26 protein-coding genes are annotated in these 26,266 nt (G+C 61.7%); 17 read left to right on the top strand and 9 right to left on the bottom strand.

Features of this window, described 5'->3' with window-relative positions; all coding sequences use genetic code 11:
• Window positions 1-116: 116 nt before the first annotated feature.
• Both AB1462_RS10860 and AB1462_RS10855 read left to right on the top strand, forming a co-directional pair.
• Window positions 117-1,853, top strand: a complete 1,737-nt coding sequence (locus AB1462_RS10860; RefSeq protein ID WP_367246713.1) for an IlvD/Edd family dehydratase — start codon at window positions 117-119, stop codon at window positions 1,851-1,853.
• 48 nt (window positions 1,854-1,901) lie between these two features.
• The gene (locus AB1462_RS10855) at window positions 1,902-2,624 is read left to right on the top strand and encodes a FadR/GntR family transcriptional regulator (protein WP_027603617.1); all 723 of its coding nucleotides are present in this window, start codon (window positions 1,902-1,904) and stop codon (window positions 2,622-2,624) included.
• 124 nt (window positions 2,625-2,748) lie between these two features.
• On the opposite strand, the gene AB1462_RS10850 is transcribed toward AB1462_RS10855, so the two are convergent.
• A complete protein-coding gene (locus AB1462_RS10850) occupies window positions 2,749-4,875 on the bottom strand; it encodes a TonB-dependent siderophore receptor (RefSeq protein WP_367246712.1) in 2,127 nt (708 codons plus the stop codon).
• Between the two features lie 221 nt (window positions 4,876-5,096).
• Window positions 5,097-6,188, bottom strand: a complete 1,092-nt coding sequence (locus AB1462_RS10845; protein ID WP_090405894.1) for an NADH:flavin oxidoreductase/NADH oxidase — start codon at window positions 6,186-6,188, stop codon at window positions 5,097-5,099.
• A gap of 78 nt (window positions 6,189-6,266) precedes the next feature.
• On the opposite strand from AB1462_RS10845, the gene AB1462_RS10840 reads away from it, so the two are divergent.
• Window positions 6,267-6,578, top strand: coding sequence for a helix-turn-helix transcriptional regulator (locus AB1462_RS10840; protein ID WP_090405896.1), 312 nt, complete (start codon window positions 6,267-6,269; stop codon window positions 6,576-6,578).
• A gap of 8 nt (window positions 6,579-6,586) precedes the next feature.
• Here AB1462_RS10840 and AB1462_RS10835 read toward each other — a convergent pair whose 3' ends face one another.
• The 5 genes from AB1462_RS10835 to AB1462_RS10815 form a co-directional block, all read right to left on the bottom strand.
• Window positions 6,587-7,048 (bottom strand): metallophosphoesterase family protein, encoded by a 462-nt coding sequence (locus tag AB1462_RS10835; RefSeq protein ID WP_367246711.1) that lies wholly within the window; start codon window positions 7,046-7,048, stop codon window positions 6,587-6,589.
• Between the two features lie 7 nt (window positions 7,049-7,055).
• Window positions 7,056-7,811: a Fic/DOC family protein gene (locus AB1462_RS10830; protein ID WP_367246710.1), complete on the bottom strand. Its 756-nt coding sequence runs from the start codon at window positions 7,809-7,811 to the stop codon at window positions 7,056-7,058.
• Window positions 7,808-8,071: a hypothetical protein gene (locus AB1462_RS10825; RefSeq protein ID WP_090410054.1), complete on the bottom strand. Its 264-nt coding sequence runs from the start codon at window positions 8,069-8,071 to the stop codon at window positions 7,808-7,810. Before AB1462_RS10825 ends, AB1462_RS10830 begins: the two co-directional genes overlap by 4 nt.
• A gap of 122 nt (window positions 8,072-8,193) precedes the next feature.
• Window positions 8,194-9,222 (bottom strand): GGDEF domain-containing protein, encoded by a 1,029-nt coding sequence (locus AB1462_RS10820; protein WP_090405905.1) that lies wholly within the window; start codon window positions 9,220-9,222, stop codon window positions 8,194-8,196.
• On the bottom strand, window positions 9,207-10,085 hold the full coding sequence (locus tag AB1462_RS10815) for a hypothetical protein (protein WP_367246709.1): 879 nt from the start codon (window positions 10,083-10,085) through the stop codon (window positions 9,207-9,209). The genes AB1462_RS10820 and AB1462_RS10815 overlap by 16 nt, the downstream gene beginning before the upstream one ends.
• A gap of 261 nt (window positions 10,086-10,346) precedes the next feature.
• Between AB1462_RS10815 and AB1462_RS10810 the strand changes: the two genes are divergently transcribed.
• Entirely contained in the window at window positions 10,347-11,237 is an 891-nt protein-coding gene (locus AB1462_RS10810) for a bestrophin family protein (RefSeq protein ID WP_090405912.1), read from the top strand.
• A 143-nt stretch (window positions 11,238-11,380) separates the two neighbouring features.
• Entirely contained in the window at window positions 11,381-13,324 is a 1,944-nt protein-coding gene (locus AB1462_RS10805) for a methyl-accepting chemotaxis protein (protein ID WP_090405916.1), read from the top strand.
• A gap of 49 nt (window positions 13,325-13,373) precedes the next feature.
• Here the strand turns inward: AB1462_RS10805 and AB1462_RS10800 are convergent, their stop codons facing one another.
• Window positions 13,374-14,747, bottom strand: a complete 1,374-nt coding sequence (locus AB1462_RS10800) for an APC family permease (protein WP_090405920.1) — start codon at window positions 14,745-14,747, stop codon at window positions 13,374-13,376.
• Window positions 14,748-14,886: 139 nt separating this feature from the next.
• On the opposite strand from AB1462_RS10800, the gene AB1462_RS10795 reads away from it, so the two are divergent.
• The 8 genes from AB1462_RS10795 to AB1462_RS10760 all read left to right on the top strand — a co-directional run bounded on the left by AB1462_RS10795 (window position 14,887) and on the right by AB1462_RS10760 (window position 21,665).
• Window positions 14,887-15,645 carry an autoinducer binding domain-containing protein gene (locus AB1462_RS10795; RefSeq protein ID WP_090405923.1) on the top strand — a complete coding sequence of 253 codons (759 nt, stop codon included), beginning with the start codon at window positions 14,887-14,889 and terminating at the stop codon, window positions 15,643-15,645.
• Window positions 15,646-15,726: 81 nt separating this feature from the next.
• Window positions 15,727-16,611: a proline iminopeptidase-family hydrolase gene (locus AB1462_RS10790; protein WP_367246708.1), complete on the top strand. Its 885-nt coding sequence runs from the start codon at window positions 15,727-15,729 to the stop codon at window positions 16,609-16,611.
• Window positions 16,612-16,773: 162 nt separating this feature from the next.
• Entirely contained in the window at window positions 16,774-17,364 is a 591-nt protein-coding gene (locus AB1462_RS10785; RefSeq protein ID WP_065939735.1) for an amino acid synthesis family protein, read from the top strand.
• Window positions 17,365-17,406: 42 nt separating this feature from the next.
• Entirely contained in the window at window positions 17,407-18,240 is an 834-nt protein-coding gene (locus AB1462_RS10780; protein ID WP_090405928.1) for an alpha/beta fold hydrolase, read from the top strand.
• Window positions 18,237-19,718 carry an aldehyde dehydrogenase gene (locus AB1462_RS10775; RefSeq protein WP_367246707.1) on the top strand — a complete coding sequence of 494 codons (1,482 nt, stop codon included), beginning with the start codon at window positions 18,237-18,239 and terminating at the stop codon, window positions 19,716-19,718. Before AB1462_RS10780 ends, AB1462_RS10775 begins: the two co-directional genes overlap by 4 nt.
• Before the next feature lie 12 nt (window positions 19,719-19,730).
• Window positions 19,731-20,216: a flavin reductase family protein gene (locus tag AB1462_RS10770; protein WP_053139508.1), complete on the top strand. Its 486-nt coding sequence runs from the start codon at window positions 19,731-19,733 to the stop codon at window positions 20,214-20,216.
• Window positions 20,217-20,346: 130 nt separating this feature from the next.
• Window positions 20,347-21,099, top strand: a complete 753-nt coding sequence (locus AB1462_RS10765) for a GntR family transcriptional regulator (RefSeq protein WP_027603600.1) — start codon at window positions 20,347-20,349, stop codon at window positions 21,097-21,099.
• A gap of 2 nt (window positions 21,100-21,101) precedes the next feature.
• Entirely contained in the window at window positions 21,102-21,665 is a 564-nt protein-coding gene (locus AB1462_RS10760) for an NUDIX hydrolase (protein ID WP_090405938.1), read from the top strand.
• A gap of 139 nt (window positions 21,666-21,804) precedes the next feature.
• On the opposite strand, the gene AB1462_RS10755 is transcribed toward AB1462_RS10760, so the two are convergent.
• Window positions 21,805-22,098, bottom strand: coding sequence for a DUF1330 domain-containing protein (locus AB1462_RS10755; protein WP_259194859.1), 294 nt, complete (start codon window positions 22,096-22,098; stop codon window positions 21,805-21,807).
• A 69-nt stretch (window positions 22,099-22,167) separates the two neighbouring features.
• Between AB1462_RS10755 and ribBA the strand changes: the two genes are divergently transcribed.
• The 4 genes from ribBA to AB1462_RS10735 all read left to right on the top strand — a co-directional run bounded on the left by ribBA (window position 22,168) and on the right by AB1462_RS10735 (window position 26,261).
• Complete coding sequence (gene ribBA, locus AB1462_RS10750; protein ID WP_259194860.1) at window positions 22,168-23,277, top strand: bifunctional 3,4-dihydroxy-2-butanone-4-phosphate synthase/GTP cyclohydrolase II; 1,110 nt, start codon at window positions 22,168-22,170, stop codon at window positions 23,275-23,277.
• A 228-nt stretch (window positions 23,278-23,505) separates the two neighbouring features.
• On the top strand, window positions 23,506-24,531 hold the full coding sequence (locus tag AB1462_RS10745) for an ABC transporter substrate-binding protein (RefSeq protein WP_367246706.1): 1,026 nt from the start codon (window positions 23,506-23,508) through the stop codon (window positions 24,529-24,531).
• A complete protein-coding gene (locus AB1462_RS10740) occupies window positions 24,528-25,445 on the top strand; it encodes an ABC transporter permease (protein WP_367246705.1) in 918 nt (305 codons plus the stop codon). The genes AB1462_RS10745 and AB1462_RS10740 overlap by 4 nt, the downstream gene beginning before the upstream one ends.
• Window positions 25,446-25,451: 6 nt before the next feature.
• Window positions 25,452-26,261, top strand: coding sequence for an ABC transporter permease (locus tag AB1462_RS10735; RefSeq protein WP_010567348.1), 810 nt, complete (start codon window positions 25,452-25,454; stop codon window positions 26,259-26,261).
• The last annotated feature ends 5 nt before the right edge of the window (window positions 26,262-26,266 follow it).

The following is a 26,266-nucleotide window of genomic DNA, read 5'->3' as shown; positions in this document are numbered from 1 at the left end:
AGTTAAGCCAGACTATATAGTAGGACTATTTACAAAACAACTCTTCCAAAGCATCGATTTTGCGCTTATGTTTAAGCACGCATAGAACATATAGTCATACAATAAGAGAATCGATCATGTCTGATAAAAAGCCCGGCCTACGCTCCGCCCAGTGGTTTGGTACCGCCGACAAAAACGGCTTTATGTACCGCAGCTGGATGAAGAACCAGGGCATTGCCGACCATCAGTTCCATGGCAAGCCGATCATCGGTATCTGCAATACCTGGTCGGAACTGACACCGTGCAACGCGCATTTCCGCCAGATCGCCGAGCACGTCAAACGTGGCGTGATCGAGGCCGGCGGCTTCCCGGTGGAGTTCCCGGTGTTCTCCAACGGCGAATCCAACCTGCGCCCCACCGCCATGCTCACCCGCAACCTGGCGAGCATGGACGTGGAGGAAGCCATTCGCGGCAACCCGATTGACGGTGTGGTGCTACTGACCGGCTGCGACAAGACCACCCCGGCCCTGCTGATGGGCGCCGCCAGTTGCGACGTGCCGGCCATCGTGGTCACGGGCGGGCCGATGCTCAACGGCAAGCACAAGGGCCAGGACATCGGCTCGGGCACCGTGGTGTGGCAGCTCAGTGAACAGGTCAAGGCCGGCACCATTACCCTGGATGATTTCCTCGCGGCCGAGGGCGGCATGTCGCGTTCGGCGGGCACCTGCAACACCATGGGCACCGCGTCGACCATGGCCTGCATGGCCGAAGCACTGGGCACTTCCCTGCCCCACAACGCGGCGATCCCGGCGGTGGATGCGCGGCGTTATGTGCTGGCCCATATGTCCGGCATGCGTGCGGTAGAGATGGTGCGCGAAGACTTGAAGCTGTCGAAGATCCTCACCAAGGAGGCGTTTGAAAACGCCATCCGCGTGAACGCCGCCATCGGTGGTTCGACCAACGCCGTGATCCACTTGAAAGCCATCGCCGGGCGCATCGGCGTCGAGCTCGACCTGGACGACTGGACCCGCATCGGTCGCGGCATGCCGACCATCGTCGACCTGCAACCGTCGGGGCGCTTCCTGATGGAAGAGTTCTACTACGCCGGCGGCCTGCCCGCCGTGCTGCGTCGCCTCGGTGAAGCCAACCTGATCCCGCACCCGAACGCCCTGACCGTCAACGGCAAGACCCTGGGCGAAAACACCAAGGACTCGCCGATCTACGGCCAGGACGAAGTGATCCGCACCCTCGACAACCCGATCCGCGCCGACGGTGGCATCTGCGTACTGCGCGGCAACCTGGCGCCACTGGGTGCGGTGCTCAAGCCGTCGGCGGCCAGCGCCGAGCTGATGCAGCATCGCGGCCGTGCGGTGGTGTTCGAGAACTTCGACATGTACAAGGCACGCATCAATGACCCGGAGCTGGACGTGGACGCCAACTCGATCCTGGTCATGAAAAACTGCGGGCCCAAGGGTTACCCGGGCATGGCCGAAGTCGGCAACATGGGCTTGCCGGCCAAGCTGCTGGCCCAGGGCGTGACCGACATGGTGCGGATCTCCGATGCGCGCATGAGCGGCACCGCCTACGGCACCGTGGTCTTGCACGTGGCGCCGGAAGCCGCTGCCGGTGGGCCGTTGGCCACGGTGAAGGACGGTGACTGGATCGAACTCGACTGCGCCAACGGTCGCCTGCACCTGGACATCCCCGACGCAGAGCTGGCGGCGCGCATGGCCGACCTCAAACCACCGCAGAACCTGATCGTCGGCGGTTACCGCCAGCTGTACATCGACCATGTGCTGCAGGCTGACCAGGGTTGCGACTTTGACTTCCTGGTGGGTTGCCGTGGGGCTGAAGTCCCCCGGCATTCCCACTAATTGGGATGCTATGATGCCGCGAATTTAAGTCAGAGCATCCCTGTCGTTATGGATCACCAGCCGTCCAAGCCGCGCAAGAGCATGCATGCCCAGATCGTTCAGGACTTGGGCATGCACATCGTTTCCGGTCGCTTCAAGCCCGAAGAACGGCTGCCCATGGAGGCCACGCTCTGCGAGGAGTACAAGGTCAGCCGTTCGGTGTTGCGCGAGGCGACTCGCGTGCTCAGCGCCAAGGGCCTGGTGTATTCCAAGCCACGGGTGGGCGCAGTGGTGCGGCCGCGCTTGAAATGGCACCTGCTCGACCCGGACGTGTTGTCCTGGCTGATGCAGTCCACGCCCCACAGTGAATTCTTCAATACCTTGGCCGGTGTGCGGCGCATCCTCGAACCGGAGATCGCCGCCATGGCGGCGACCACCGCCACCGATGAAGACATCGCCACCATCGAAAAAGCCTACCAGGGCATGGAAACCGCGCAGACCCACGAACAGCTGTTGCAGGCTGACCTGGACTTCCACCGCGCCATTGCCGACGCCACCCGCAACGACTTGCTCGCTTATATGTGCAACATGCTGTCGTTGCCGTTGCGCGAGTCGATCAACATCACCAACCGCCGCCCGGACATCCAGGGCCTGAGCCTGCCCCGGCACAAGGCGATCCTCACCGCGATCCAGAACCGCGACGCCCTCGGCGCGCGGCATGCTTCGCTGGTGCAGCTGGATGACACGCGGGTGGCGTTGGATACGGTGATGAATGTGCTCACGCCGTTGTAAGGTAAACGCAATCAAATGTGGGAGGGGGCTTGCCCCCGATAGCGGTGAATCAGTCACAGCAACATTGACTGGTCTACCGCTATCGGGGGCTTGCCCCCTCCCACATTGGGTTTTGTATAGGCCGTTATAGGGTGTAGGCGATGCCGACCTGCACTGTGCGCGGTTCGCCTGGGTAGGCGTATACGTTACCGAATGCACCTTCTTCATAGTCGCGGTTGAACAGGTTCTTCACGTCCAGGTTCAGCCGCACCTTGTCGTTGACCTTGTAGTAGCTGAGCAGGTCGACCACGGTGTAGGCGTCCATCGAGAAGGCGGTGTTGGAGGTCTGGCCGGCCCGCTCATCCACATACTTGCCACCCGCGCCCAGGCCCAGGCCTTTGAGGGCGCCGTCCTGGAATTCGTAGACGTTGAGCAGGCTGAAGCTGTTGCGCGGGATGTTCAGCAAGCGCGTGCCGGTGCGCAGGGTGTTGTCCTTGGTCACTTCGGCGTCCACGTAGGCATAGCCACCGATCACCCGCCATTCGGGGGTGATATTGCCAGCGACGTTGAGGTCGAAACCACGGCTGCGCACCTGGCCGGCGGCGACGCTGAAGGTGTTGTCCAGCGGGTCGGTGGTGAGGACGTTTTTCTTCTCGATCTGGTAGATCGCGGCGTCGACGCTGAGTTGACGGTCCAGGGCTTCCCACTTGATGCCCATCTCGTAGGACTTGCCCTTCTCCGGCTCAAACCCACCGCCCTGGCGGCTTGCACCGGTGTTGGGCTTGAACGAACGCGCGGCGTCGGCGTAGACCGCGACGGTATCGGTGAGGTCGTAGATCACGCCGACGCGTGGGGTGACCGCGTTGTCGCTGGCTTCCCAGCTTTTACCGCCCGGCACGTAGGTGTGGTAGTCGTGCTCAAAGCGCTCGAAGCGTGCGCCAGCAAGGACTTTCAAACGCTCGGTGAGGGCAACCTGGTCCTGCACAAACGCGGCGTAGGTCTTGAGGTTTTCCTTGTCGTGAGTCGGCGTGCGTGTGAGGTTCGGGCGCGCCTGGCCATAAACCGGGTTGAAGATGTCGATGGGATAGCTACCCGCCACGCCGCTGGAACGCTGGATAATCGACTTGTAGTCGTAGTCTTCGAACTCGATGCCGGTGAGCAAGGTGTGATCAAAACCGCCGGCGGAGAAATGCCCGGTGAGATTGAGCTGGGTGTCTTTATCGGTCCACTCCAGTTTGCGGTAGTTGAAGTTACGGCTCAGGGTGCGACCGTCGGCGCCCAGGCTGTTGGCTTCGATGGCATTGCCTTGCAAGGTGCCGTCCAGCCACTGGAAACCACCGCCCAGGGTCCAGCTGTCGTTGAGCAGGTGCTCGAAACGCAGCTGGGCCATGCTGTTGTCGTTGTGCAGTTTGCCGACGTCCTTTTCACCCCAGAAGGTGTCGCGCGAGGCGGTGCCTTTTTGATTGGTGTAGCGTGTCAGGCCACGGTCCAGCGGATGGTTGTTGCGCATGAAGTCGCCTTCGAAGATCACCTTGGTGTCATCGCTGGCCTGCCAGGTGATCACCGGGGTCACGCCATAGCGTTCGGTTTCGACGTGATCACGGAACGTGTCACCGCCCTCGCCCACCACGTTCAGCCGATAGGCCAGGCGACCTTGTTCGTCCAGCGGGCCGGAGGCGTCGAGGGTGGCGCGCTGCATGCCCTGGTCATCCAGTTGGCTGCCGAGGGTCACTGTCGGTTCGGCCAGCGGTTGCTTGGAGACCACATTGAAGGTACCGCCGGGATCGCCACGGCCATACAGCATGGTCGCCGGGCCGCGCAGCACTTCGAGGCGTTCGATGGTGTTGGCGTCCGGCATGTTCGGATAGCCGCGGTTGATCGGGAAACCGTTGCGGTAGAACTCGCCGGTGGTAAAGCCGCGCACGGTGAAGGTGGTGAGCCCCTGGCCGCCGAAGTTGTTGGCGCGGCCCACGCCGCCGGCGTAGTCCAGTGCATCCTGCAAACGGGTGGCGCCGATGTCTTCGACTACATCCTTGGACACGACGCTGATGGACTGCGGGGTTTCATGAATCGAGGTGTCGGTGCGCGTCGCACTCGCCGAACGTGTGGCGTGGTATCCCTTGACCGGGCCTTGAGCCGTCTCGTAGTCCGCCTCGCCCGTGACATTGGTGGCTTGCAACTCAAGACTGGCCTTATCGGCAGGGACGACCTCTGCCCAGGTAAAAGGCGAAAACGCCTGAAGCACACAGAGGGAAATCAGGGTACGACGCATGGATGTTGAACCTAGTGAATGAGCCAGAAGGGGCGGCAAGCCTGCCAAAAAATCGCGGGAATGGTATATCAATCCATTCGCGTTTGACATCTATTCTCATTCACTATTTTTCAGGTAACAGCTTAAATTTGACGCAAATCCAATAAGGGAGGGGGCAAGTCGAATCGTCGCACCGCCCCTCCCACATTTGGATTTTTATACAACGTTAGAAATGGATCCGATCAGCGATAGCGCTCCAGCCAATGGGCGTAAGGCGCCGGCAAGGTCCAGGAGGATTTCTCCACGCCCAGTTCCTTGGCCGCAAAGTACGCCCAATGCGGGTCAGCCAGGTGCGCACGACCGACCGAGACCAAGTCCAGGTGCCCAGACTGCAATGCGCCTTCTGCCAGTTGCGGCGTGCCAAAGCCCCAGGCCGAAGTCACCGGGATGCCCGCTTCGCGGCGCACGCGCTCGGCGATCGGGCCCATGAACGCCGGGCCCCATGGGATATTGGTGTCGGGGATGGTGAAGCCGACGCTGACGCTCAGCAGGTCCAGGCCGCCAGCCTTGAAGTTGCGGGCCAGTTCGATGGATTCGGTAAGGGTCTGCTCGTCACGGCCGTCGTATTCGATCACGCCAAAACGCGCGGTCAGCGGCAGGTTCTCCGGCCAGACGTCGCGCACGGCGGCCAGGGTTTCCAGGAGGAAACGGCTGCGGTTGTCGAAGCTGCCACCGTAGGCGTCGGTACGCTGGTTGGAATGCTCGGAGAAGAAGCTCTGGCCCAGGTAGCCATGGGCGAAGTGCAGTTCGATCCACTCGAAACCGGCGTCACGGGCACGGCGGGCGGCGTCGACGAAGTCCTGCTTGACCCGCGCGATGTCGTCCAGGGTCATGGCACGTGGCACTTGCGGCAGGTTGGCACCGAAGGCGATGGCCGACGGCGCGATGGTTTCCCAGCTGCGCGCATCGGAGGAAGGCATATGGTCGTCCCCTTCCCACGGGCGGTTGGCGCTGGCTTTGCGACCGGCGTGGCCGATCTGGATGCCTGGCACCGAGCCGGCAGCCTTGATGGCCTTGACCATGGGCACGAACGCTGCGGCGTGGGCGTCGCTCCAGATACCGGCGCAACCTGGGGTGATACGCCCCTCAGGCGCGACGGCGGTGGCCTCGACCACCAGCAAACCGGCGCCGCCACGCGCCATGCTGGCCAGGTGCACGAGGTGCCAGTCGTTGACGATGCCGTCATCGGCCATGTATTGGCACATTGGCGGGATGGCGATGCGATTGCGCAGGGTGACGTCTTTGAGTGTGAACGGTTCGAACAAAGCGGACATTGAGAACTCCGGGAGCGAGTGGATGATTCGATAGTTCGATGGTAATCGAACTATGGTATTCGATGATAGCCCCCTGTTATGATTCGTTTTATGCGAGCCTTTAAACACCCTCCCCCTGAAGACCTGACCCTCGAGCGTCTGTTGTACGCCCTGAGTGACCCGGTGCGCCTGGAAATCGTGCGTTGCCTGGCCGGTGTGCCCGAAGCCACCTGCGGCGAACTGGACGGCGGGCGCCCCAAGTCCAGCATGTCCCACCACTTCCGGGTACTGCGCGATGCCGGCCTGGTACACACCCGCAGCGTGGGCACTACCCATATGAATTCATTGCGCGGCGAGGTGCTTGAGGAACGCTTTCCGGGGTTGTTGCAGAGCATCCTGGCGCAACGATAAAAGCCGGATCAGTCCAGCAGCGCAATCAGCCGCGACTCGATCGTCATTTCCCGCACTTCCAGCACCGCCAACATCACCGGCAACTTGAAGCGCCGCCGCCCTGCACTGCCGGGGTTTACGTAGAGTGTTGCGCCCCGCCATTCGATCAAGGGCTTGTGCGAATGGCCGGTGATCACCAGCCGAGTAGACGTGTCGAGTAAGGCGGGTACGTCGGCGATATCATGCACCACCAACGTCCGCCATCCGTCCACCTCCAGCATCAGATGATCGGGCACCTGCTCTGCCCACGGCGCGTCCTGGTCATTGTTGCCACGCACCACGTGCAGGGGCGCGATCTGTGCCAATTGCTGAAGAATTTCAGGGCTGCCGATATCACCGGCATGGATGATCTGCTCGCATCCCTGCAAGGCTGCGACAGCCTCAGGGCGCAGCAGGCCGTGGGTGTCGGAAATCACGCCAACTCTGGACATCGTGGTCCTATTTTTTGGATGAAGGCGCAGCGAGCGATTGCGCTCTGTAGGTTGTGTAAATCTTTTGAACCTCAGGATTATCAAGGCTTTCGTAGGTAATCCTTTCCTTATCAAGCCCATCCAAACCTTTTAGACCACCTATCATTCCTGGCCATTCGTCACGATGTGCAATATCGACCACGAAGGGTTGCAGGTAATCATTCAGATGCCCTTTAAACGGCTCTTTGATTTCCGCACTGAGTGCCCGGAGGTAATCATCCTTGTTGGTTTTTGACCATTCAATGGCGAACTTGGCTCGATAACAAAGTTCCATGAAAACCAGCAGAATCGTGCGCCCATTGCCATCGAGAAAAGGATGCGCGAATGCCAACTGGCCCATGACGTCACCAGGGCGCTCCCTGAAGCGCTTCTTGTTCGACGCCAGCTCAAATGCATAGTCGACGGAGAGTTTGATCGATGCCGGATGCTCAAACGGGGTATGGTGTGGATCGTCTTGAGAACCTTTGAAAACGGCAAGATGTGGAACAAGCTCAGTTCGATCCTTACCCGCCCAGTGATAAAAATCAGAGAACAGGAGCTCGTGCACTTTGAGTACGGACGAGTAATCGATACTTTTTTTTTGGGCCAAGTATCGAAGCGCGTCTTCCATGCTCAGTTCGAACGATAGATGCTCTGACTCTTTTATTTCGATGGGATCTTTAAGCTGTAGAGCATTTTGAAGGTACCCAGCGGTCTCAAAATCGCCGAAGGGATCAAAATTCATGCGCTTAACTTCTTCTTGGAGCGCCGCTTCTCTTGGAGGTAGCTGCCCTGAAGCGCCAGGGTTTCCGATTTGCTCAGAACACCCTTCCTCTTGAGATTGACCAACAACTGCTCCACACCATCCAACTCGACCACATCGCCAGCCAGGCTAGTAATCGCAGCAGCCATTCGGCTTATGCCATCACACTCAGCTGTAACATGATGAGCCCTGGCCAGGCGGCGCACGTGGCTGGCAATACTGATATCGGCTGTTTTAGTCATCTGAAATCCCTCAATTAGCTTCCAGAGCATAGCATGGTGCCCTCCTTCCACCTCAACCGAAGCGCACGCCACTTAAACGTTTCTGGTTCAGGGCGAACCTTCCTCACAAGCCGGCGTCCGAGCTAAGGCACTCCATGGCAGACCGGGGCGCCATCCAGATACACACGGTCTTTACCGTTGCCCTTGGCGGCGTAGAGATTGCGGTCGGCACGCTTGAGGACCGCCGACATATCGTCCCCGGCCGTAAAACGCGTCATGCCAGCACTGCAGGTGTAGTGATGGGGCGGTGCGACACTGTAGCGAATCCCATGCAACAGCCGCAGCGCAAAATCGCTGGCGACATCAGGGTCATCGCCCACCAGCAGCACGCCGAATTCCTCGCCGCCAATCCTGCCGAAACTGTGGCTGCCGGGGGTGGATTTCAGGCATGCGGCCATGGCGCAGAGAATCCGGTCGCCGACATCATGGCCGAACTGGTCATTCTTCAACTTGAAACTGTCGATATCCAACATCATGAAGTAGCCGGTATCACCGGCCGCAATCAGTTTGGAGAAGCTCTCCATAAAGGCGCGCCGGTTCAGGATGGAGGTCAAGTAATCCGTCTCGGCCAATTCCCGAAACTCACTCTCGACCAGTAACACGGAACGCAGGTTTTTCAGGTAGTAGACATTCAAGATAAAGCCGATCGATACCGACGCGGCACAGAAGATAAACACATAGGTGTCGACGCCGTCATAAAGGCTCAGCTGAATGTTGGGCCACGTCAGTAACCAGACCAGGGCGGCGCAAACCAGAAAATCCTGGACCACGATAAACAGGATTGCGCTGCTCATCACCAAAGTCACGGCCAGCGGCAAGGCGAACACCTGCAACGCGGGGCGGGTGTGCACCACATAGGCAAAACCTGCGGACAGCAGCACCATGTAGAACCCGCCCAGCGCCCGCCACAGCACATAATGCGTCACCACCCGGTGAACCCCATACACCACGCACAGCCCCAGCGTAACCAGCACCACCGGCCAGCCGAGCATCCCCCCACGATCCACCAGCAACACCGCCAGCCAGGCGAAAATCCCGATCAGTTCGGCCTGGGCGATGGCGGGCGACAACAGCCTCTGCATCCGTGGCCTGAGTTTCACATTTGCCGGCATCCCGTCACTCCCTGTGCATGCGTGGCCGGTGTGTCATCGGCATGACTCAGTTGAAGACTGTGCAGGCAGATCGCAAACGAATAGGCCATGAACCGTCTTACCAGCACGACAAAAGATGGCAGGACCTCAAGCTGCGTCTTGGAATGAATCTTGAAATAGCCCCGCTCGGCCCCCTCTTGCACCAGACGAATGACGTGGGTCTTGGACACCGAAAGTTGCTCAGCGATGGAAAGGTAGGACGATGACCTGAAACTTGCGCCCTGGTTATCCCGCGCACACGCATCGTTATAGATCGCCAGCATCAACATATGCCCGGCATCGCGTTTTACCAGCCAATAACAATCGGGCATCAACAGGTCAATGCTCAGGTTACGGCAGAGAAGCACCGAAAACCCTTTGAAATACCGGGCCAGATAGGCGCGATCATCCAACCCGACCATTGAACCGCAAACCGCGGGTTCGGGGCACATCACGCCCAGCGCCTCGACCATGGACGTGAGCATCGGCCTGATCTCCGCGCAGGCTTGGGACGATGGGCTGAACAGCCGCAGGCGGCTGTCGTCCGGATGCCTCGACACCGTCATGAACCCCAGCGCCCTGAACAGCAGGAAGATCGACTCCAGGCTGTTTCGCGAACAGAACCCGCGCGCCACACAAAACTCTTTCACCTCGGACAGTAAGGGAACTGGCTTGGAGAAATACGTGCTCAATAACGTAAAGGACACCATCAAGCGACTGAACTTCAGTGCGGTCTTGTAGAAAAACGGTCTTTTTGAATAGGACTCCAGCAAAATCGAATAATGGGTACGAATACTCGCTTCAAACTCCACATGGCGCTCAAACGCCCGCGCCGACTGTTCCATCGCCAACTTCAACGAACCACTGCACATGAGAAAGAGCCCTGATCAAACAACTTGGATCCACTGATCTCAATTGCAGTACCGATAATGGCGTTTTGCCTTGGGCGCAATCTAGCGTGATTAGCTCTGAGGACACCGTCGCTACCAAAATTGTTCCAGAAAACTCAGGCGGCTTAACCGTTTCAGGCGCCGCAGCGAACCTTCCCCGCCAGCCGACGTCCGAGCTAAGGCACTGTTGCCTACTGCTCGCCGCGAGGTTGTCGTTTGAAAGCCGCCATCATCAAAAAGTACCGCCTGATCATCAAGACCATGGGCTATGTGGGCTGGTCGCTATTCTGGCTGTTGCTGTGGGACGTTGCCGTCACCGTGGACTTCATGCTGTTTCTCACCGCCAAGATCAACTTGCCGCTGATGCCCCTCACCCTGTTGGGCTCGGCACTGATCGTGCTCATCAGCTTTCGCAACAGCAGCGCCTATAACCGCTGGTGGGAGGCGCGTACGCTGTGGGGCGCGATGGTCAACAACTCGCGCAGTTTTGCCCGGCAAGTATTGACCTTGCTGGACGATCCCGACGGCGACGTGAACCCGGTCAAGTCCACCCTGCTACGCCGCCACGTGGCCTACGTGAATTGCCTGGCCGCCCACCTCAGGGGCGAACCGTGCCCTGATGAAGTACGCGCCTTTATTCCCACCGAGGAATTCGCCCGCAACGGCGCCACCAACAACTTTGCCAATGACATCCTCACCGGCTCTGCGGCGTTGCTGGCCCGTGAATACAAGGCCGGGCACCTGGACAGCATTCGCCTGGCACGGTTGGAGTCGACCCTGGTGGACCTGTCCAATGCCCAGGGCGGCATGGAACGTATCGCCAACACGCCACTGCCCTACCCTTACGTGTATTTCCCCCGCCTGTTTATCTCTCTGTTCTGCCTGATCGTGCCCGTGGGCCTGGTGGAATCCCTGGGCTGGTTCACCCCGCTGGCGTCCACCGTGGTGGGCTTTATGCTGCTGGCCATCGAACGCATCGGCACCGACCTGCAAAGCCCGTTCCGCTCCAGCGAACACCAGATCCAGATGGAAGCCATCTGCGAAACCATCGAAAAGAACCTGCAATCGATGCGCCGCGACGCCCTGGCCGACCACCACATCGGCTGATCATGCCCCGCGCCCTAAAGTGCGTGCCCTTTCGGTCGATAAACCAAGGGTACGCATGGGCCATATCCCTTCATAACAACACATGCGGCATTCAGCACTAGCGTTTCCCCTTGCCAAAACTATAAATACCCGCAGGTGAAGTCATGAATATCAAGCAGAAGCTGACCTGGGCGTTCGCGGCTATCGCGTGCCTTCCGGTCATCCTGGTGGCCGTGTTGGTAGTGCTGAATCTGCGCGAGGGGGCCCTGGCCAATTTCCTCGACAGCAGCGGTCGCGAGATCCGTCAGATCGACAACGGCATGAAGCAGTTTTTCGATGGCATCAGCCAGAACGTCGACTTCGTGGCCAAGGACCCGCGCGTTGTCGCGGCCAAGGACCTCAAGAGCTACGCCGGCGCCGACGCCGCGCAGGTCCCCCTGACCCAGACCAACAAAGACCTGCTGGCGATTTTCGACCAGTTCGCCAAGAGCCACCCGAGCACCGCCTACTTGTCTTTGGGCCTCGCCGACGGCGGTTATGCCAGCTGGCCTGATGACACCAAACTGAACAACTACGACCCGCGCGTACGCCCCTGGTACAAAGCCGCCATCGCCGCGCCAGGCGCCACCGTGCGCACCGGTGCCTATTACTGGGCACCGGACGACGTGGTGCTGATCGGCACCGTGCACACCGTCGCCGACGCCACCGGCAACATCCTTGGCGTGGTCGGCCTGGACGTGTCGCTCAAGCAGCTCACCGAGCTGGTGCGCAACATCAAGCTGGGCGACAGCGGCTACCTGATGCTGGTGGAAGCCAACGGCAACGTGCTGGTGGACCCCAGCGACGCCAAGCACAACTTCAAGCCTCTGGCCGACCTGGGCCCCAACTACGCCGAACTGGCCAAGGGCGGCGACGGCGTGACCCAGATCGACATCGACGGCGTGGCCTACATGGCCAATGTGGTCAGTTCCAAGGATTTGGGCTGGCGCTTTATCGGCCTGATCAAACGCGATGAAGTAATGGCCGGCGCCACCAGCCTCACGTGGTTGATCGCCGCGATTGCCGCTGCCCTGGCCGTGGTGTTCGCGATTGTCGGCGCCAGCTTTGCCAGCATGATCGTACGCCCGATTCGCGGCGTGGCCGACGGCCTGCAAGAAATCGCCGAAGGCGAAGGCGACCTGACGCGCCAACTCAAGGTGCAAGGCAAGGACGAAACCGCCAGCCTGGCCGGCTGGTTCAACCAGTTCCTGAGCATGATCGCGCAACTGGTGCAGCGCATCGGCAACGCCTCTTCCGACCTGCAGACCGCCGCCGCCGACACCAGCGAAGTCGCCAATAACATGAACCAGGCCGCCGGCCGCCAACGGGAAGCCGTGGAGCTGGTGAGCACCGCGTTCAATGAAATGGTCGCCACCGCCAACGAAGTCGCGCGCTCCTGCAGCGCCGCCGCCGCGAGTGCCGACGAAGGCTACCGCGACGTGCACAATGGCCAGCAACATATCGGCGAAGCCACCGGCAGCGTGCTCAAGCTCAGCGAAGACCTGCAAAAGTCGACCCAGACCATGCAGTTGCTGGAGCAGGACAGCCAGAACATCAACACCATCCTCGACACCATCCGGTCGATCGCCGAACAGACCAACCTGCTGGCGCTCAACGCGGCGATTGAAGCCGCACGCGCCGGTGATCAGGGCCGAGGTTTTGCCGTGGTCGCCGACGAAGTCCGCGCCCTCGCCCGCCGCACCGCCGATTCAACCGGTGAAATCGACAGCCTGCTGGGCAACCTCGCCCGTCGCACCCAGGAAGTCACCCTGCAGATGCAAGGCAGCCTGCTGGTGTCCCACACCAGCGTGGAACGCATCCAGCAGGCCCGCGACAGCTTCGACAAGATCCAGGGCTCGGTGGACTCGATCCGCGACCAGAACACCCAGATCGCCACGGCCGCCGAAGAACAGCACCAGGTGGCCGAGGAGATCAACCGCCACATCGCGCAGATCCATGCCGATGCGCAGCTGGTCGAAGGCTTTGCCCACTCGGCACAGACCGGATCAGGTCGGTTGACGGATATTTCCGGTCAGCTCAAGGGGCTGGTGGGCCGGTTCAAGTTCTAGCCTGACGCATTCGAGGCGGTGATCCACGCACCGCCTCGTTGGTTTAACCCTACGCCGCCACCTTGAGCTCGGTCGACCGCCCGGTTGCCTTGAAGAAAACCAGCACCGCAATCCCCAGCACGATCCAGCAACTGCCGCCGACCTTGGCGTAGATATCCGAATTGACCAGCACATAACTGATGATCACGAAGCCGATCAGCGGTACCAACCCGTGCACTACGCGGCGGCCGGCCCCCCGGTAATGCCAGGCCACAGCCACATGAAGCAGCAGGAAGGCGGTCAGCGCACCAAAGTTGCACATCGACGCCAACAGGTCGATCTGCCCGACAAACAACAGCCCCAGCACCAGGCTCAAGCCTGCCACCAACAGCGTGGCGCGTTGCGGTACGCCGGTCTTCGCGTCGATCTGGCTGAGAAACTGCGGCAACTGACGGTCCCGAGCCATGGCGAACAGCAGCCGTGACGTCGCGGCCTGGGCCACCAGTGAGTTGGCGATCGCCGCGCCGATGGCGACTGCCAGGGCAATCACGATTTGCAGCCAGGGGCCAGCCACCAGTCGGCCGATCTCATAGAAGGCGTTGTTGGATGCTTCGGGGCTCGGGTACTGGACCAGGTTGGGTTGAAGCAACGCCGCCAGCCAGGTCTGCACCATGAACAGCGCCGCCACCAGGGTCAGGGCCCACAACGTCGCGCGGCCCACGGCACGGCTACCGCCACGGGTTTCTTCGGACAAGGTGGAAATCGCATCAAAGCCCAGGAACGACAACACCGCCACCGACAGCGCGCTGAAGATCAGCGGCAGGGAAAACTCGGCCGGGTTGTACAGCGGCTTCATCGTCCAACTCGCGCCATTGACGCCATTGCTGATGGCGATACTCGCCAGCACCACAAACACCACCAGCACCACCAATTGCCCGTACAGGAACAGGCGATTGGCGCGGGCGGTGGTCTGGATGCCGCGCAGGTTCACCAGCGTGTTGACCAGCACGAAAAACACGATCCACACCGGCTGGGATATCCCCGGAAAAACGTTGGCCATGGCATTCGCACCGATGACGTAGAGCAAGGTCGGCACCAGCAGATAATCCAGCAGGATCGCCCACCCCGCGAGGAAGCCCAACTGGCTGTTCAAGCCGCGACCGACATAGGCATACACCGAGCCCGCCACCGGAAACGCCTGGGACATCTGCTGGTAGCTGATCGCGGTGAAGAGCATGGCGACAAAGCCGATCAAGTAAGTCAGCGGCACCATGCCATGGCTGGCGTCGAACACGCCGCCAAAGATCGAGAACGGCGCCAGCGGCACCATGAAGACCATACCGTAGATCAGCAGGTCGCCCAGGCTGAGCTGGCGCTTGAGTTGCTGGGTATATCCGAAACGCGCGAGCTGCGCGCTGTCGGCGGGTGTGGGAATGTCGGACATGGATGCGCTCCGCAGGGATTGAACAGAAGCCTCACTCTAGGGCGACGCCCGTCCGGGCGTTATCCTGAAAACTACTAGGTTTTCGGCCTTGGCAGACTGTTTGCTTGAAAAACCGTGCATCCCAACACCCGGAGCCACCATGCACACCGACCTGATGACATTCAGCGATCAGCTCGCCCACTTGAACAGCGTTGATGCCTGTCTGGCCCATGTTCAGCAGGCCACCAACCGCCTCGGGTTCAAGACACTGATCTATGACTATGCGCCGGTCCCCGTCAGCCACGAGGGCGCGCTGATTACCCCCTCGGTGTTCAAGACCCTGAATGCCCCGGGAGATATGTACGCGCAGTGGTGCGAACGCGGCTATTACCAGATCGACCCGGTGCAACAGTGCGCTGCGCGGCGCACCACACCATTTGCCTGGTCGTTCAGCGCCGACACCGGCTGGAACGGCGCGCTGACCGAAGCCCACCGCCCGGTAGCCCACTACATCCGCGACTGCGGCCTGAGCACCGGCCTGACCGTGCCATTGCACTTGCCCGATGGCGGCTTTGCCACGCTGACCGCCATCATCGACGGCACACCGGCGGACGCCGAGCATCACACGCGGCAGAACCTCGGTGAAATGCTGGTGTTGGCCCATGCGCTCCAGGCCCAGGTCACCGACCTGCTCGCGCCGGCGGAACGCGACTGCACGTACATTCGTCTCACCCGTCGAGAACGTGAGTGCCTGCAGCATTCGGCCAAGGGGCTGACGGCCAAGGGCATCGCCGCCACGCTCCACCGCTCCGAGGCCACCGTCAACCTGCACCTGATCGCCGCCGCGCGCAAACTGGGCGCGCGCAACCGCGTGGAAGCCGTCGTACGTGGCTTGCATTACCGCCTGGTGGAAGTCTGAGAACCTAGCATTTTTGCCAGTGCACCTGAGCGCCTGCTTTGAATAGCCTGTACCCCATCGTTCCCCAATGAGGTACACAACATGCTGGTACGCGAAGGTTATGCCGATTTCGGTGATTACCGAACCTGGTTCCGGGTCACTGGCGACTTGAATTCAGGGCGCCTGCCCTTGATCGTTGCCCACGGCGGCCCCGGCTGCACCCATGACTACGTCGACAGTTTCAAAGACCTGGCCGCCACCGGCCGCGCCGTGGTGCACTACGACCAACTCGGCAATGGCCGCTCGACCCACCTGCCCCAGGCACCCAAGGATTTCTGGTGCGTGGACCTGTTCCTGGCCGAACTGGACAACCTGATCGCCCACCTGGGCCTGCATGATTACGCATTGCTTGGGCAATCCTGGGGCGGCATTCTTGGTGCCGAACATGCGGTTCGCCAACCGGTCGGCCTCAAGGCCCTGATCATCGCCAACTCGCCGGCGTCCATGGAACTGTGGTGCGAAGCGGCCAACGAACTGCGCCAGGCACTGCCCGCCGACGTGCAAGCCACCTTGCAGCGGCACGAAGACGCCGGCACCACCGATACCCCTGAATACCGCGCCGCCTCCGACGTGTTTTACGCGCGCCACGTGTGTCGTATCCAGCCAATGCCCGCCGAGGTGGCACGCACCTTTGCCGCGATCGACGCCGACCCGACTGTCTACCATGCCATGAACGGCCCGACCGAATTCCATGTGGTCGGCAGCATGCGCAACTGGACCATCATCGACCGTCTGTCGCACATCCAGGTACCCACCCTGCTGATTTCCGGGCGTTTCGACGAGGCCACGCCAGCGACGGTGCAGCCGTTTGCCGACGGGATTGAGGAGGTGCAGTGGCAGATTTTCGAGCAGTCCAGCCATATGCCCCACGTCGAAGAGCGTGAGGCATGCATGGCGAGCGTCGCAGCATTCCTCAACGCGCACTAGCCAGACCGCCACCCCCGGTACCCGGCGGCCGTTGACGCCACCGGGGCCAGCAGGCCGAGGGATTTCCCAGCCCCCTCCATGACGACGCACTCCAGCCTCTTGCGCTTCTCGTATTATGGTATACCATCATACGGAAATCCCACGCATCCGATGGAGCCGTCCATGAGTTTCGAAATCCGCAAGATCGTCAGCTATGTAGAAGAAACCTTCATCGAAGGCGGCAAGGCCGCAGACACCCCGGTGAAAATGGTCGGCCTCGCCGTGGTCCTGAAAAACCCATGGCTGGGTCGCGGTTTCGTCGAAGACCTCAAGCCGGAAATCCGGGCCAATTGCTCCGACCTCGGCGCGCTGATGGTCGAGCGCCTGGTGGGCATCATTGGCGGCGCCGAAAACATCGAGGCCTATGGCAAGGCTGCCGTGGTCGGTGCCGACGGCGAGATCGAACACGCCAGCGCGATCATCCACACCCTGCGCTTCGGCAATCACTACCGTGAAGCGGTCAAGGCCAAGAGCTACCTGAGCTTCACCAACAAGCGCGGCGGGCCGGGCACCTCGATCCAGATCCCGATGATGCACAAGGACGACGAAGGCCTGCGTTCGCACTACATCACCCTGGAAATGCACATCGAAGATTCGCCGCGTGCCGACGAAATCGTGGTGGTCCTGGGGTGCGCCGACGGTGGCCGCCTGCATCCACGGATCGGTAACCGTTACATCGACCTGGAAGAACTGGCGGCGGAAAAAGCCCAGTAAGCACGGCCGGCCACCACAACAAAAAACATGCAGGAGCGCTCCATGATTCGGCTCACCGCTGAACGCACCCCGGCTGGCACCAGTTATCTGGCGACCGGCCAAGGCCAGCCTGTGGTTTTGATCCACGGCGTGGGCCTGAATAAAGAAATGTGGGGCGGGCAAGTCGTTGGCCTTGCCTCGAACTACCGCGTGATCAGCTATGACATGCTCGGCCATGGCGCCAGCCCGCGCCCGGCCGCCGGCACGCCGCTGCTGGGGTATGCCGACCAGTTGCTGGAACTGCTCGACCACCTGCAACTGCCCCAGGCCACGGTGATCGGTTTTTCCATGGGCGGCCTGGTCGCGCGGGCGTTTGCCCTGCATTACCCCGAACGCCTGCAAGGCCTGGTGGTGCTCAACAGTGTGTTCAACCGCAGCCCCGAACAGCGTGCCGGCGTGATTGCACGCACCGCCCAGGCCGCCGAACACGGCCCGGATGCGAATGCCGAAGCCGCGCTGTCGCGCTGGTTCAGCCGTGAATATCAGGCGGCCAACCCGGCGCAGATCGCCGCCCTGCGTGAAACCCTGGCGGGCAACGACCCCCAGGGCTACCTGACCACCTACGAACTGTTTGCGACCCAGGACATGTACCGCGCCGACGACCTCAAGGGTTTGCGCGTACCGACCCTGGTCGCCACCGGCGAACTCGATCCCGGTTCAACCCCGGAAATGGCCCGGCAACTGGCCGATCGTATTCCCGGCGCCACCGTTGCGGTGCTGGCCGAGCAACGGCATATGATGCCGGTAGAATCGCCACGCCTGGTCAACCAGCTGCTGCTGGGTTTCCTCGACACGGTGTACGCCCAAAACAATCCAATCAAGGGGATCGTTGCATGACACTCGCACGCTTCCAGATGTGCATCGGCGGTGAATGGGTCGATGCCCTGTCCGGCAAGACTTTCGACAGCCTCAACCCGGCCCTCGCCGAACCCTGGGCGCAACTGCCCGACGCCGACGAAGCCGACGTGGAGCGCGCCGTGCAGGCCGCCCAAAGCGCCTTCGACAGCCCGGCCTGGCGTGGCCTCACCGCCACCGCACGGGGCAAATTGCTGCGCCGCCTGGGCGACCTGATCGCCGAGAACAAAGAGCAACTGGCCCAGCTGGAAAGCCGCGACAACGGCAAGTTGATCCGCGAAACCCGTGGCCAGGTCAGCTACCTGCCGGAGTTCTTCCACTACACCGCCGGCCTGGCCGACAAGCTCGAGGGTGGCACCCTGCCGCTGGATAAGCCGGATCTGTTCGCCTACACCGTGCACGAAGCCATGGGCGTGGTCGCCGCGATCATTCCGTGGAACAGCCCGCTGTACCTGACCGCGATCAAGCTCGCGCCGGCCCTGGCGGCGGGCAATACCATCGTGATCAAACCCTCGGAACACGCCTCGGCAACCATCCTCGAACTCGCGCGCCTGGCCCTCGAAGCCGGGATCCCGCCAGGCGTGGTCAATGTGGTCACAGGCTTTGGCCCCAGCACCGGCGCCGCCCTCACCCGCCACCCACTGGTGCGCAAGATCGCCTTCACCGGCGGCGCGGCCACGGCCCGCCATGTGGTGCGCAGCAGCGCGGAGAACTTCGCCAAGCTGTCCCTGGAGCTGGGCGGCAAGTCGCCGAATATCATCTTTGCCGACGCCGACCTCGACAGCGCCATCAACGGCGCGATTGCCGGTATCTACGCGGCGTCCGGGCAGAGCTGCGTGTCCGGTTCGCGCCTGCTGGTGCAGGACGAGATCTACGACGAATTCGTCGAGCGCCTGGTGGCTCGCGCCCAGCGCATCCGCATCGGTAACCCCCAAGACGACGCCAGCGAAATGGGCCCCATGGCCACCGCGCAGCAACTGGCCGTGGTCGAAGGCCTGGTCGCGGATGCCATCGCCGAAGGCGCGCGCTTGCGCACCGGTGGCAAACGCCCGCAGAACCTCGGTGAAGGCTGGTTCTATGAGCCGACGCTGTTCGAGTGCGACAGCAACTCGATGAAGATCATGCAGGAAGAAGTGTTCGGCCCGGTGGCCTCGGTCATCCGTTTCAAGGATGAAGCCGAAGCGCTGGCCATCGCCAACGACTCGCAATTCGGCCTCGCCGCCGGCATCTGGACCCGCGACCTCGGCCGCGCCCACCGCCTGGCGCGGGACGTGCGCTCGGGGATCATCTGGGTCAACACCTACCGCACCGTGTCGGCAATGGCGCCTATCGGTGGCTTCAAGAACAGCGGCTACGGACGTGAAAGCGGCATCGATTCGGTACTCGCCTACACCGAGCTGAAGACGGTGTGGATCAACCTCTCCCAGGCGCCCATGCCTGATCCTTTCGTGATGCGTTAAGAGACCCCGACCATGATCGAACCCGGCATTTACAAAGACGTCATGAGCTCGTTCCCTTCGGGCGTCACGGTGGTCACCACCCTCGACCCCGACGGCGGCATCGTCGGCATTACCGCCAGTGCGTTCAGCGCGCTGTCGATCGACCCGGCACTGGTGCTGTTCTGCCCCAACTATGCGTCGGACACCTACCCGATCCTGCGCGACAGCAAGCGCTTCGCGATCCACTTGCTGTCCGCCGACCAGACCGCCGAGGCCTATGCTTTCGCCAGCAAAGGCAAGGAAAAGGCCAAGGGCATCGAGTGGCACCTGAGCGAGCTGGGCAACCCGCTGCTGGCCAAGGCCACGGCGATCATCGAGTGCGAACTGTGGCGCGAATACGACGGCGGCGATCACGCGATCATCGTCGGCGCGGTGAAGAACCTGATCCTGCCCAAGGAACCGGTCACGCCGATGATCTACCACAAGGGCAAGCTGGGCCCGCTGCCGGCCCTGGCCTGAGGCGCGCGGGGGCCGTGAGGGTTTGTCGCTTAAGGAACTCAGCATGATAAACTTGGGCACGATTTTCGGCCCTCAATCGGCCCCGGCCGGCCGAGGCCTCCAGTTAACCGCTAAATTCAGAGCAGACCCCATGAAACGCGCGCCCCTCGACGACAGCTTCAAGGTCAATCACAACCCGGTCACCCTGCGCGAAATCGTGCTGGAAAAACTGCGCAGCGCCATCATGAACTTCCAACTGCTGCCCGGTGACCGCCTGGTGGAGCGCGACCTGTGCGACCGCCTCGGCGTCAGCCGCACCTCGGTACGCGAAGCCTTGCGTCACCTGGAGTCCGAAGGCCTGGTGGAATTCGCCGATGCCAAGGGCCCGCAAGTGGCGATCATCACCCTGGCGGACGCCGTCGACATCTATGAACTGCGTTGCGTGCTCGAAGGCTTGATCGTGCAATTGTTCACCCTGCGCGCCAAGGCCAAGGACATCAAGGCCTTGGAAAAAGCCCTGGAAGAAAACCGCAAGGCCCTCAAGGACGGTGAGCTGCAGCAGGTGATCGACTCGGTCCAGGGCTTCTACGACGTGCTGCTCGAAGGTTCGGGCAACCATGTGGCGGCCACCCAGTTGCGCCAGTTGCAGGCGCGCATCAGCTACCTGCGCGCCACCTCGGTGTCCCAGGAAAACCGTCGCGGCACCAGCAATCAGGAAATGGAACGCATGGTCCAGGCGATCAAGAGCGGCGACCCGCTGGCGGCCCACCAGGCCTGCGTCGATCACGTGCGCGCCGCCGCCGCCGTGGCCCTGGACTACCTCAAGCGCAAACAGGAAGAAACCGGCAAGATTCCGGAAATCACCCTGCCCATCGCACTGAAAGAACCGCGCATAGGTCACTGACCGTGTCCAGCCCCAGCTTTTGCCCGACATGCGGCGGCAGTGACCTCGGTCACCAGCTGCCACCGGGCGATACCCATGAGCGCCTGATGTGCCGGGGCTGCGGCTATATCCACTACATCAACCCCAAGATCATCGCCGGCTGCATCATCGAGCAGGACGGTAAGTACCTGCTGTGCCAGCGCGCGATTCCGCCGCGCCCCGGCACCTGGACATTGCCTGCCGGTTTCATGGAAGGTGGCGAAACCACCGAACAGGCCGCGCTGCGAGAGGTGTGGGAAGAGAGTGGCGTACGCGCCGAGATCGTCTCGCCCTACTCCATCTTCAGCGTGCCCAGGATCAGCGAGGTCTACATCATCTTCCGCGCCATCGCGCTGGAGATCACCGGCCAGTTCGGCCCGGAGACCCTCGACTACAAATTCTTCGCGCCCGAGGAGATTCCCTGGGACAGCATCTACTACCCGGCGATCCGGCAGATCCTCGAACGGTATATCGAGGAACGCCAGGCTGGGGTGTATGGCATCTATATCGGTAATGACGACAGCGGCAAGATCCACTTCATCCGCTGATCTTCAGCTAAACCGGGTCCACATGTGGGAGGGGGCTTGCTCCCGATAGCAGTAGGTCAGTCAATACATGAAGTGACTGAACTACCGCCATCGGGAGCAAGCCCCCTCCCACATTTGAATCGGTTTATACCTGAAAAAATCAGCGCGCCAGCCCTTCCACGATGATGATCTGCGCCTGCCCTGCCCCCTCGCGGTGTCCCTTCGCCTCCTGATACTCCCTGGACTCATAACACGCCACCGCCTGCTCATAGCTCTCAAACTCAATCACCACATTACGCTGCCGTGCCGGCCCGCCTTCCATCGCTTCGCTGCGCCCGCCCCTGGCCAGGAACCGTCCGCCAAACTTTGCAAACGCCGCCGGCGCGCGCTGGGTGTACTGCGTGTATTGCTCTACATCGGACACATCCACATGGGCAATCCAGTAGGCCTTCATCGGGACATCCTCTTGTTTAGAATTTGTGGTATACCATAATACATACAACCAACAAGTCGAGCATTTTACATGGCCTTCAACAGCATCGCAGACATCATCGAAGACTATCGCCAGGGCAAGATGGTGCTACTGGTGGACGACGAAGACCGGGAAAACGAAGGCGACCTGCTACTGCCCGCCGCCTGCTGCACCGCCGAGACTATCAGTTTCATGGCCCGCGAAGCCCGTGGCCTGATCTGCCTGACCCTCACCGACGAACACTGCCAGCGCCTGGGCCTGGAACAGATGGTGCCGAGCAATGGCAGTGTGTTCAGCACCGCATTTACCGTGTCCATCGAGGCCGCCAGCGGCGTGACCACCGGCATTTCCGCCGCCGACCGCGCGCGTACCGTGGCCGCTGCCGTCGACAGCAATGCCGGACCGGCCGACATCGTGCAGCCGGGGCATATCTTCCCGTTGCGCGCCAAGGACGGTGGTGTATTGACCCGCGCCGGTCACACCGAAGCCGGTTGCGACCTGGCGCGCCTGGCCGGGCATACGCCGGCCTCGGTGATTGTCGAAGTGATGAACGACGACGGCACCATGGCGCGCCGCCCCGACCTGGAAATCTTCGCGCGCAAGCACGGCATCAAGATCGGCACCATCGCCGACCTGATCCACTACCGCCTCAGCACCGAACGCACCGTGGTGCGCATCGGTGAACGCGACCTGCCCACGGTGCACGGCACATTCCGCCTGATCACCTTTGAAGACCGCATCGACGGCGGCGTGCACATGGCCATGGTGATGGGCCAGTTGCACCGCGATACCCCGGCGCTGGTGCGCGTACATGTGATCGACCCGCTGCGCGACCTGGTCGGTGCCGACTACAGCGGCCCGTCCAATTGGACGCTGTGGGCGGCCTTGCAACGTGTCGCGGCTGAAGGCAGCGGCGTGGTGGTAGTGCTGGCCAACCATGAATCGTCCCAGGCGCTGCTGGAACGCGTGCCGCAACTGACCCAGGCACCGCGCCAGTTCAACCGTTCGCAGTCGCGCATCTATTCCGAAGTGGGCACCGGGGCGCAGATCTTGCAGGACCTCGGCGTCGGCAAGCTGCGTCACCTCGGCCCGCCCCTCAAATACGCCGGGCTCACCGGCTACGACCTGGAGGTGGTCGAGAGCATTCCCTTCACCGAATGACGGATAACCGGTAAGGCAAAATGCTTGCACAAAGTTTGGAATACCATAATATGATATTCCATAGACCGAACGCTTTCGCCAAGTGCGCCCGCCAGGGAGAGCACCAATAACAGCCCTTGGCACGGTCGCCTTTTGGGGTCTCGATTAGAGGCCCCCGATGGACCTACTGCTCCCGATAGGCGGGCATTACCAAGCCCGCTCAATAACAAAACAAATGAGGGCGTGAAAATGGTGTTGAACAAACGTGCAACCGCGGTGCTGTTCGCGGGTTTATTGGCCACGGCCACTCACGCGGCCATGGCGGCCGAAAGCGTCAATTTCGTGAGCTGGGGCGGTAGCACCCAGGATGCGCAGAAGCAGGCCTGGGCCGACCCGTTCAGCAAGGCCAGCGGCATTACCGTGGTCCAGGATGGGCCCACCGACTACGGCAAACTCAAGGCCATGGTCGAAAGCGGCAACGTGCAGTGGGACGTGGTGGATGTCGAGGCCGACTTCGCCTTGCGCGCCGCCGCCGAAGGCCTGCTCGAACCGTTGGACTTCTCGGTGATCCAGCGCGACAAGATCGACCCGCGCTTCGTCTCCGACCATGGCGTCGGTTCGTTCTTCTTCTCTTTCGTGCTCGGTTACAACGAAAGCAAGCTCGGCGCCGGCAAGCCCCAAGACTGGACCGCGCTGTTCGACACCAAGACCTACCCCGGCAAACGCGCCCTCTACAAATGGCCAAGCCCCGGCGTGCTCGAACTGGCGCTGCTGGCCGACGGCGTCCCCGCCGACAAGCTCTACCCCCTGGACCTGGACCGCGCCTTCAAGAAGCTCGACACCATCAAGAAAGACATCGTCTGGTGGGGCGGCGGTGCGCAGTCGCAACAGTTGCTGGCGTCCGGCGAAGTCAGCATGGGCCAGTTCTGGAACGGTCGCATCCACGCCCTGCAGGAAGACGGCGCGCCCGTGGGCGTGAGCTGGAAGCAGAACCTAGTCATGGCCGACATCCTCGTCGTGCCTAAAGGCAGCAAAAACAAAGCCGCTGCCATGAAGTTCCTCGCCAACGCCAGCAGCGCCAAGGGCCAGGCGGATTTCTCCAACCTGACCGCCTATGCACCGGTGAACATCGACAGCGTGCAACGCCTGGATTCGGTACTCGCGCCGAACCTGCCGACCGCCTACGTCAAGGACCAGGTCACCCTCGATTTCGCCTACTGGGCCAAGAACGGCCCGGCCATTGCGACACGGTGGAATGAATGGCTAGTCAAATGAAAATGACGGCAACCACACCGACCGGGAGCGCCCTCGGCGCTGCCGGCGCGGTTTCGCCCAAGGCCGGGGCGCCGTCCCTGGCGCAGCGCTGGCGGGGCTCGAGCAACCTGATCCCGGCCCTGCTGTTCCTCGGCCTGTTCTTCCTGGCGCCGCTGATCGGCCTGTTGCTGCGCGGCGTGCTGGAGCCGGTGCCGGGCCTGGGCAACTATGAACAGCTGTTCGCCAACTCGGCCTATGCACGGGTGCTGCTCAACACCTTTTCGGTAGCGGGCCTGGTGACCCTGTTCAGCCTGCTGCTGGGCTTTCCGCTGGCCTGGGCGATCACCCTGGTGCCGCGCGGTTGGGGACGCTGGATCCTCAACATCGTGCTGCTGTCGATGTGGACCAGCCTGCTCGCCCGCACCTATTCCTGGCTGGTGTTGCTGCAAGCCTCCGGGGTGATCAACAAGGCGCTGATGGCCCTGGGCATCATCGATGTGCCCCTGGAGATGGTGCATAACCTCACCGGCGTGGTGATCGGCATGAGCTACATCATGATCCCGTTCATCGTGCTGCCATTGCAGGCGACCATGCAGGCCATCGACCCGATGATCCTGCAGGCCGGCTCGATCTGCGGCGCGAGCCCGTGGACCAACTTCTTCCGCGTCTTCCTGCCGCTGTGCCGGCCGGGGTTGTTCTCCGGCGGCCTGATGGTGTTCGTGATGTCCCTCGGTTACTACGTCACCCCGGCGCTGCTCGGCGGTGCGCAGAACATGATGCTGCCCGAGTTCATCATCCAGCAGGTGCAATCGTTCCTTAATTGGGGCCTGGCCAGTGCCGGCGCCGCGTTGCTGATCTTCATCACGCTGGTGCTGTTCTACTTCTACCTGAAGCTTCAGCCGGAATCCCCGGTTGGCGCCAGCAACGCGAGGTAAGCCGTCATGCTCCTGACCCCCAATGCCATGAGCCGCAGGATGCGCTTGGGCCTCTACACCACCACCGGGTTGATTGGCCTGTTCCTGCTGCTGCCGATCGTGTTCATCGTGCTGCTGTCGTTCGGCTCGTCGCAATGGCTGGTGTTCCCGCCGCCGGGCTGGACGCTGAAATGGTACGGCCAGTTCTTCTCCAACGCTGACTGGATGAACGCGGCCATGGCCAGCCTCAAGGTGGCCGTGCTGACCACCGTGTTCGCCGTCGCCCTGGGCCTGCCTACCGCCTTTGCCCTGGTGCGCGGGCGCTTCCCCGGCCGCGAATTGCTCTACGGCCTGTTCACCCTGCCGATGATCGTGCCGCTGGTGATCATCGCCGTGGCGGTATATGCGCTGTTCCTCAAGCTGGGCTACACCGGCACGATGTTCGCCTTTGTGGTCAGCCATGTGATCGTGGCGCTGCCGTTCACCATCATCTCGATCATCAACTCGCTGAAGCTGTTCGACCAGTCGATCGAAGACGCGGCGGTAATCTGCGGCGCCTCGCGGTTGCAGGCGGTGTTCAAGGTGACCTTTCCGGCGATTCGCCCGGGGATGGTGGCCGGTGCGTTGTTCGCCTTCCTGGTCTCGTGGGACGAAGTGGTGCTCAGCGTGATGATGGCCAGCCCGACCCTGCAAACCCTTCCCGTAAAAATGTGGACCACCCTGCGCCAGGACCTGACGCCTGTGATCGCCGTCGCGTCGACGCTGCTGATCGGCCTCTCGGTGCTGGTCATGGTGATTGCCGCCGCCGTTCGCCGGCGTACCGAAACCCGCGCTTGAGCGCC

The organism is Pseudomonas sp. SB113 (assembly GCF_040754745.1).
Lineage (GTDB): Bacteria > Pseudomonadota > Gammaproteobacteria > Pseudomonadales > Pseudomonadaceae > Aquipseudomonas > Aquipseudomonas grimontii.
This window is presented reverse-complemented; position numbering and strand designations above follow the sequence as displayed.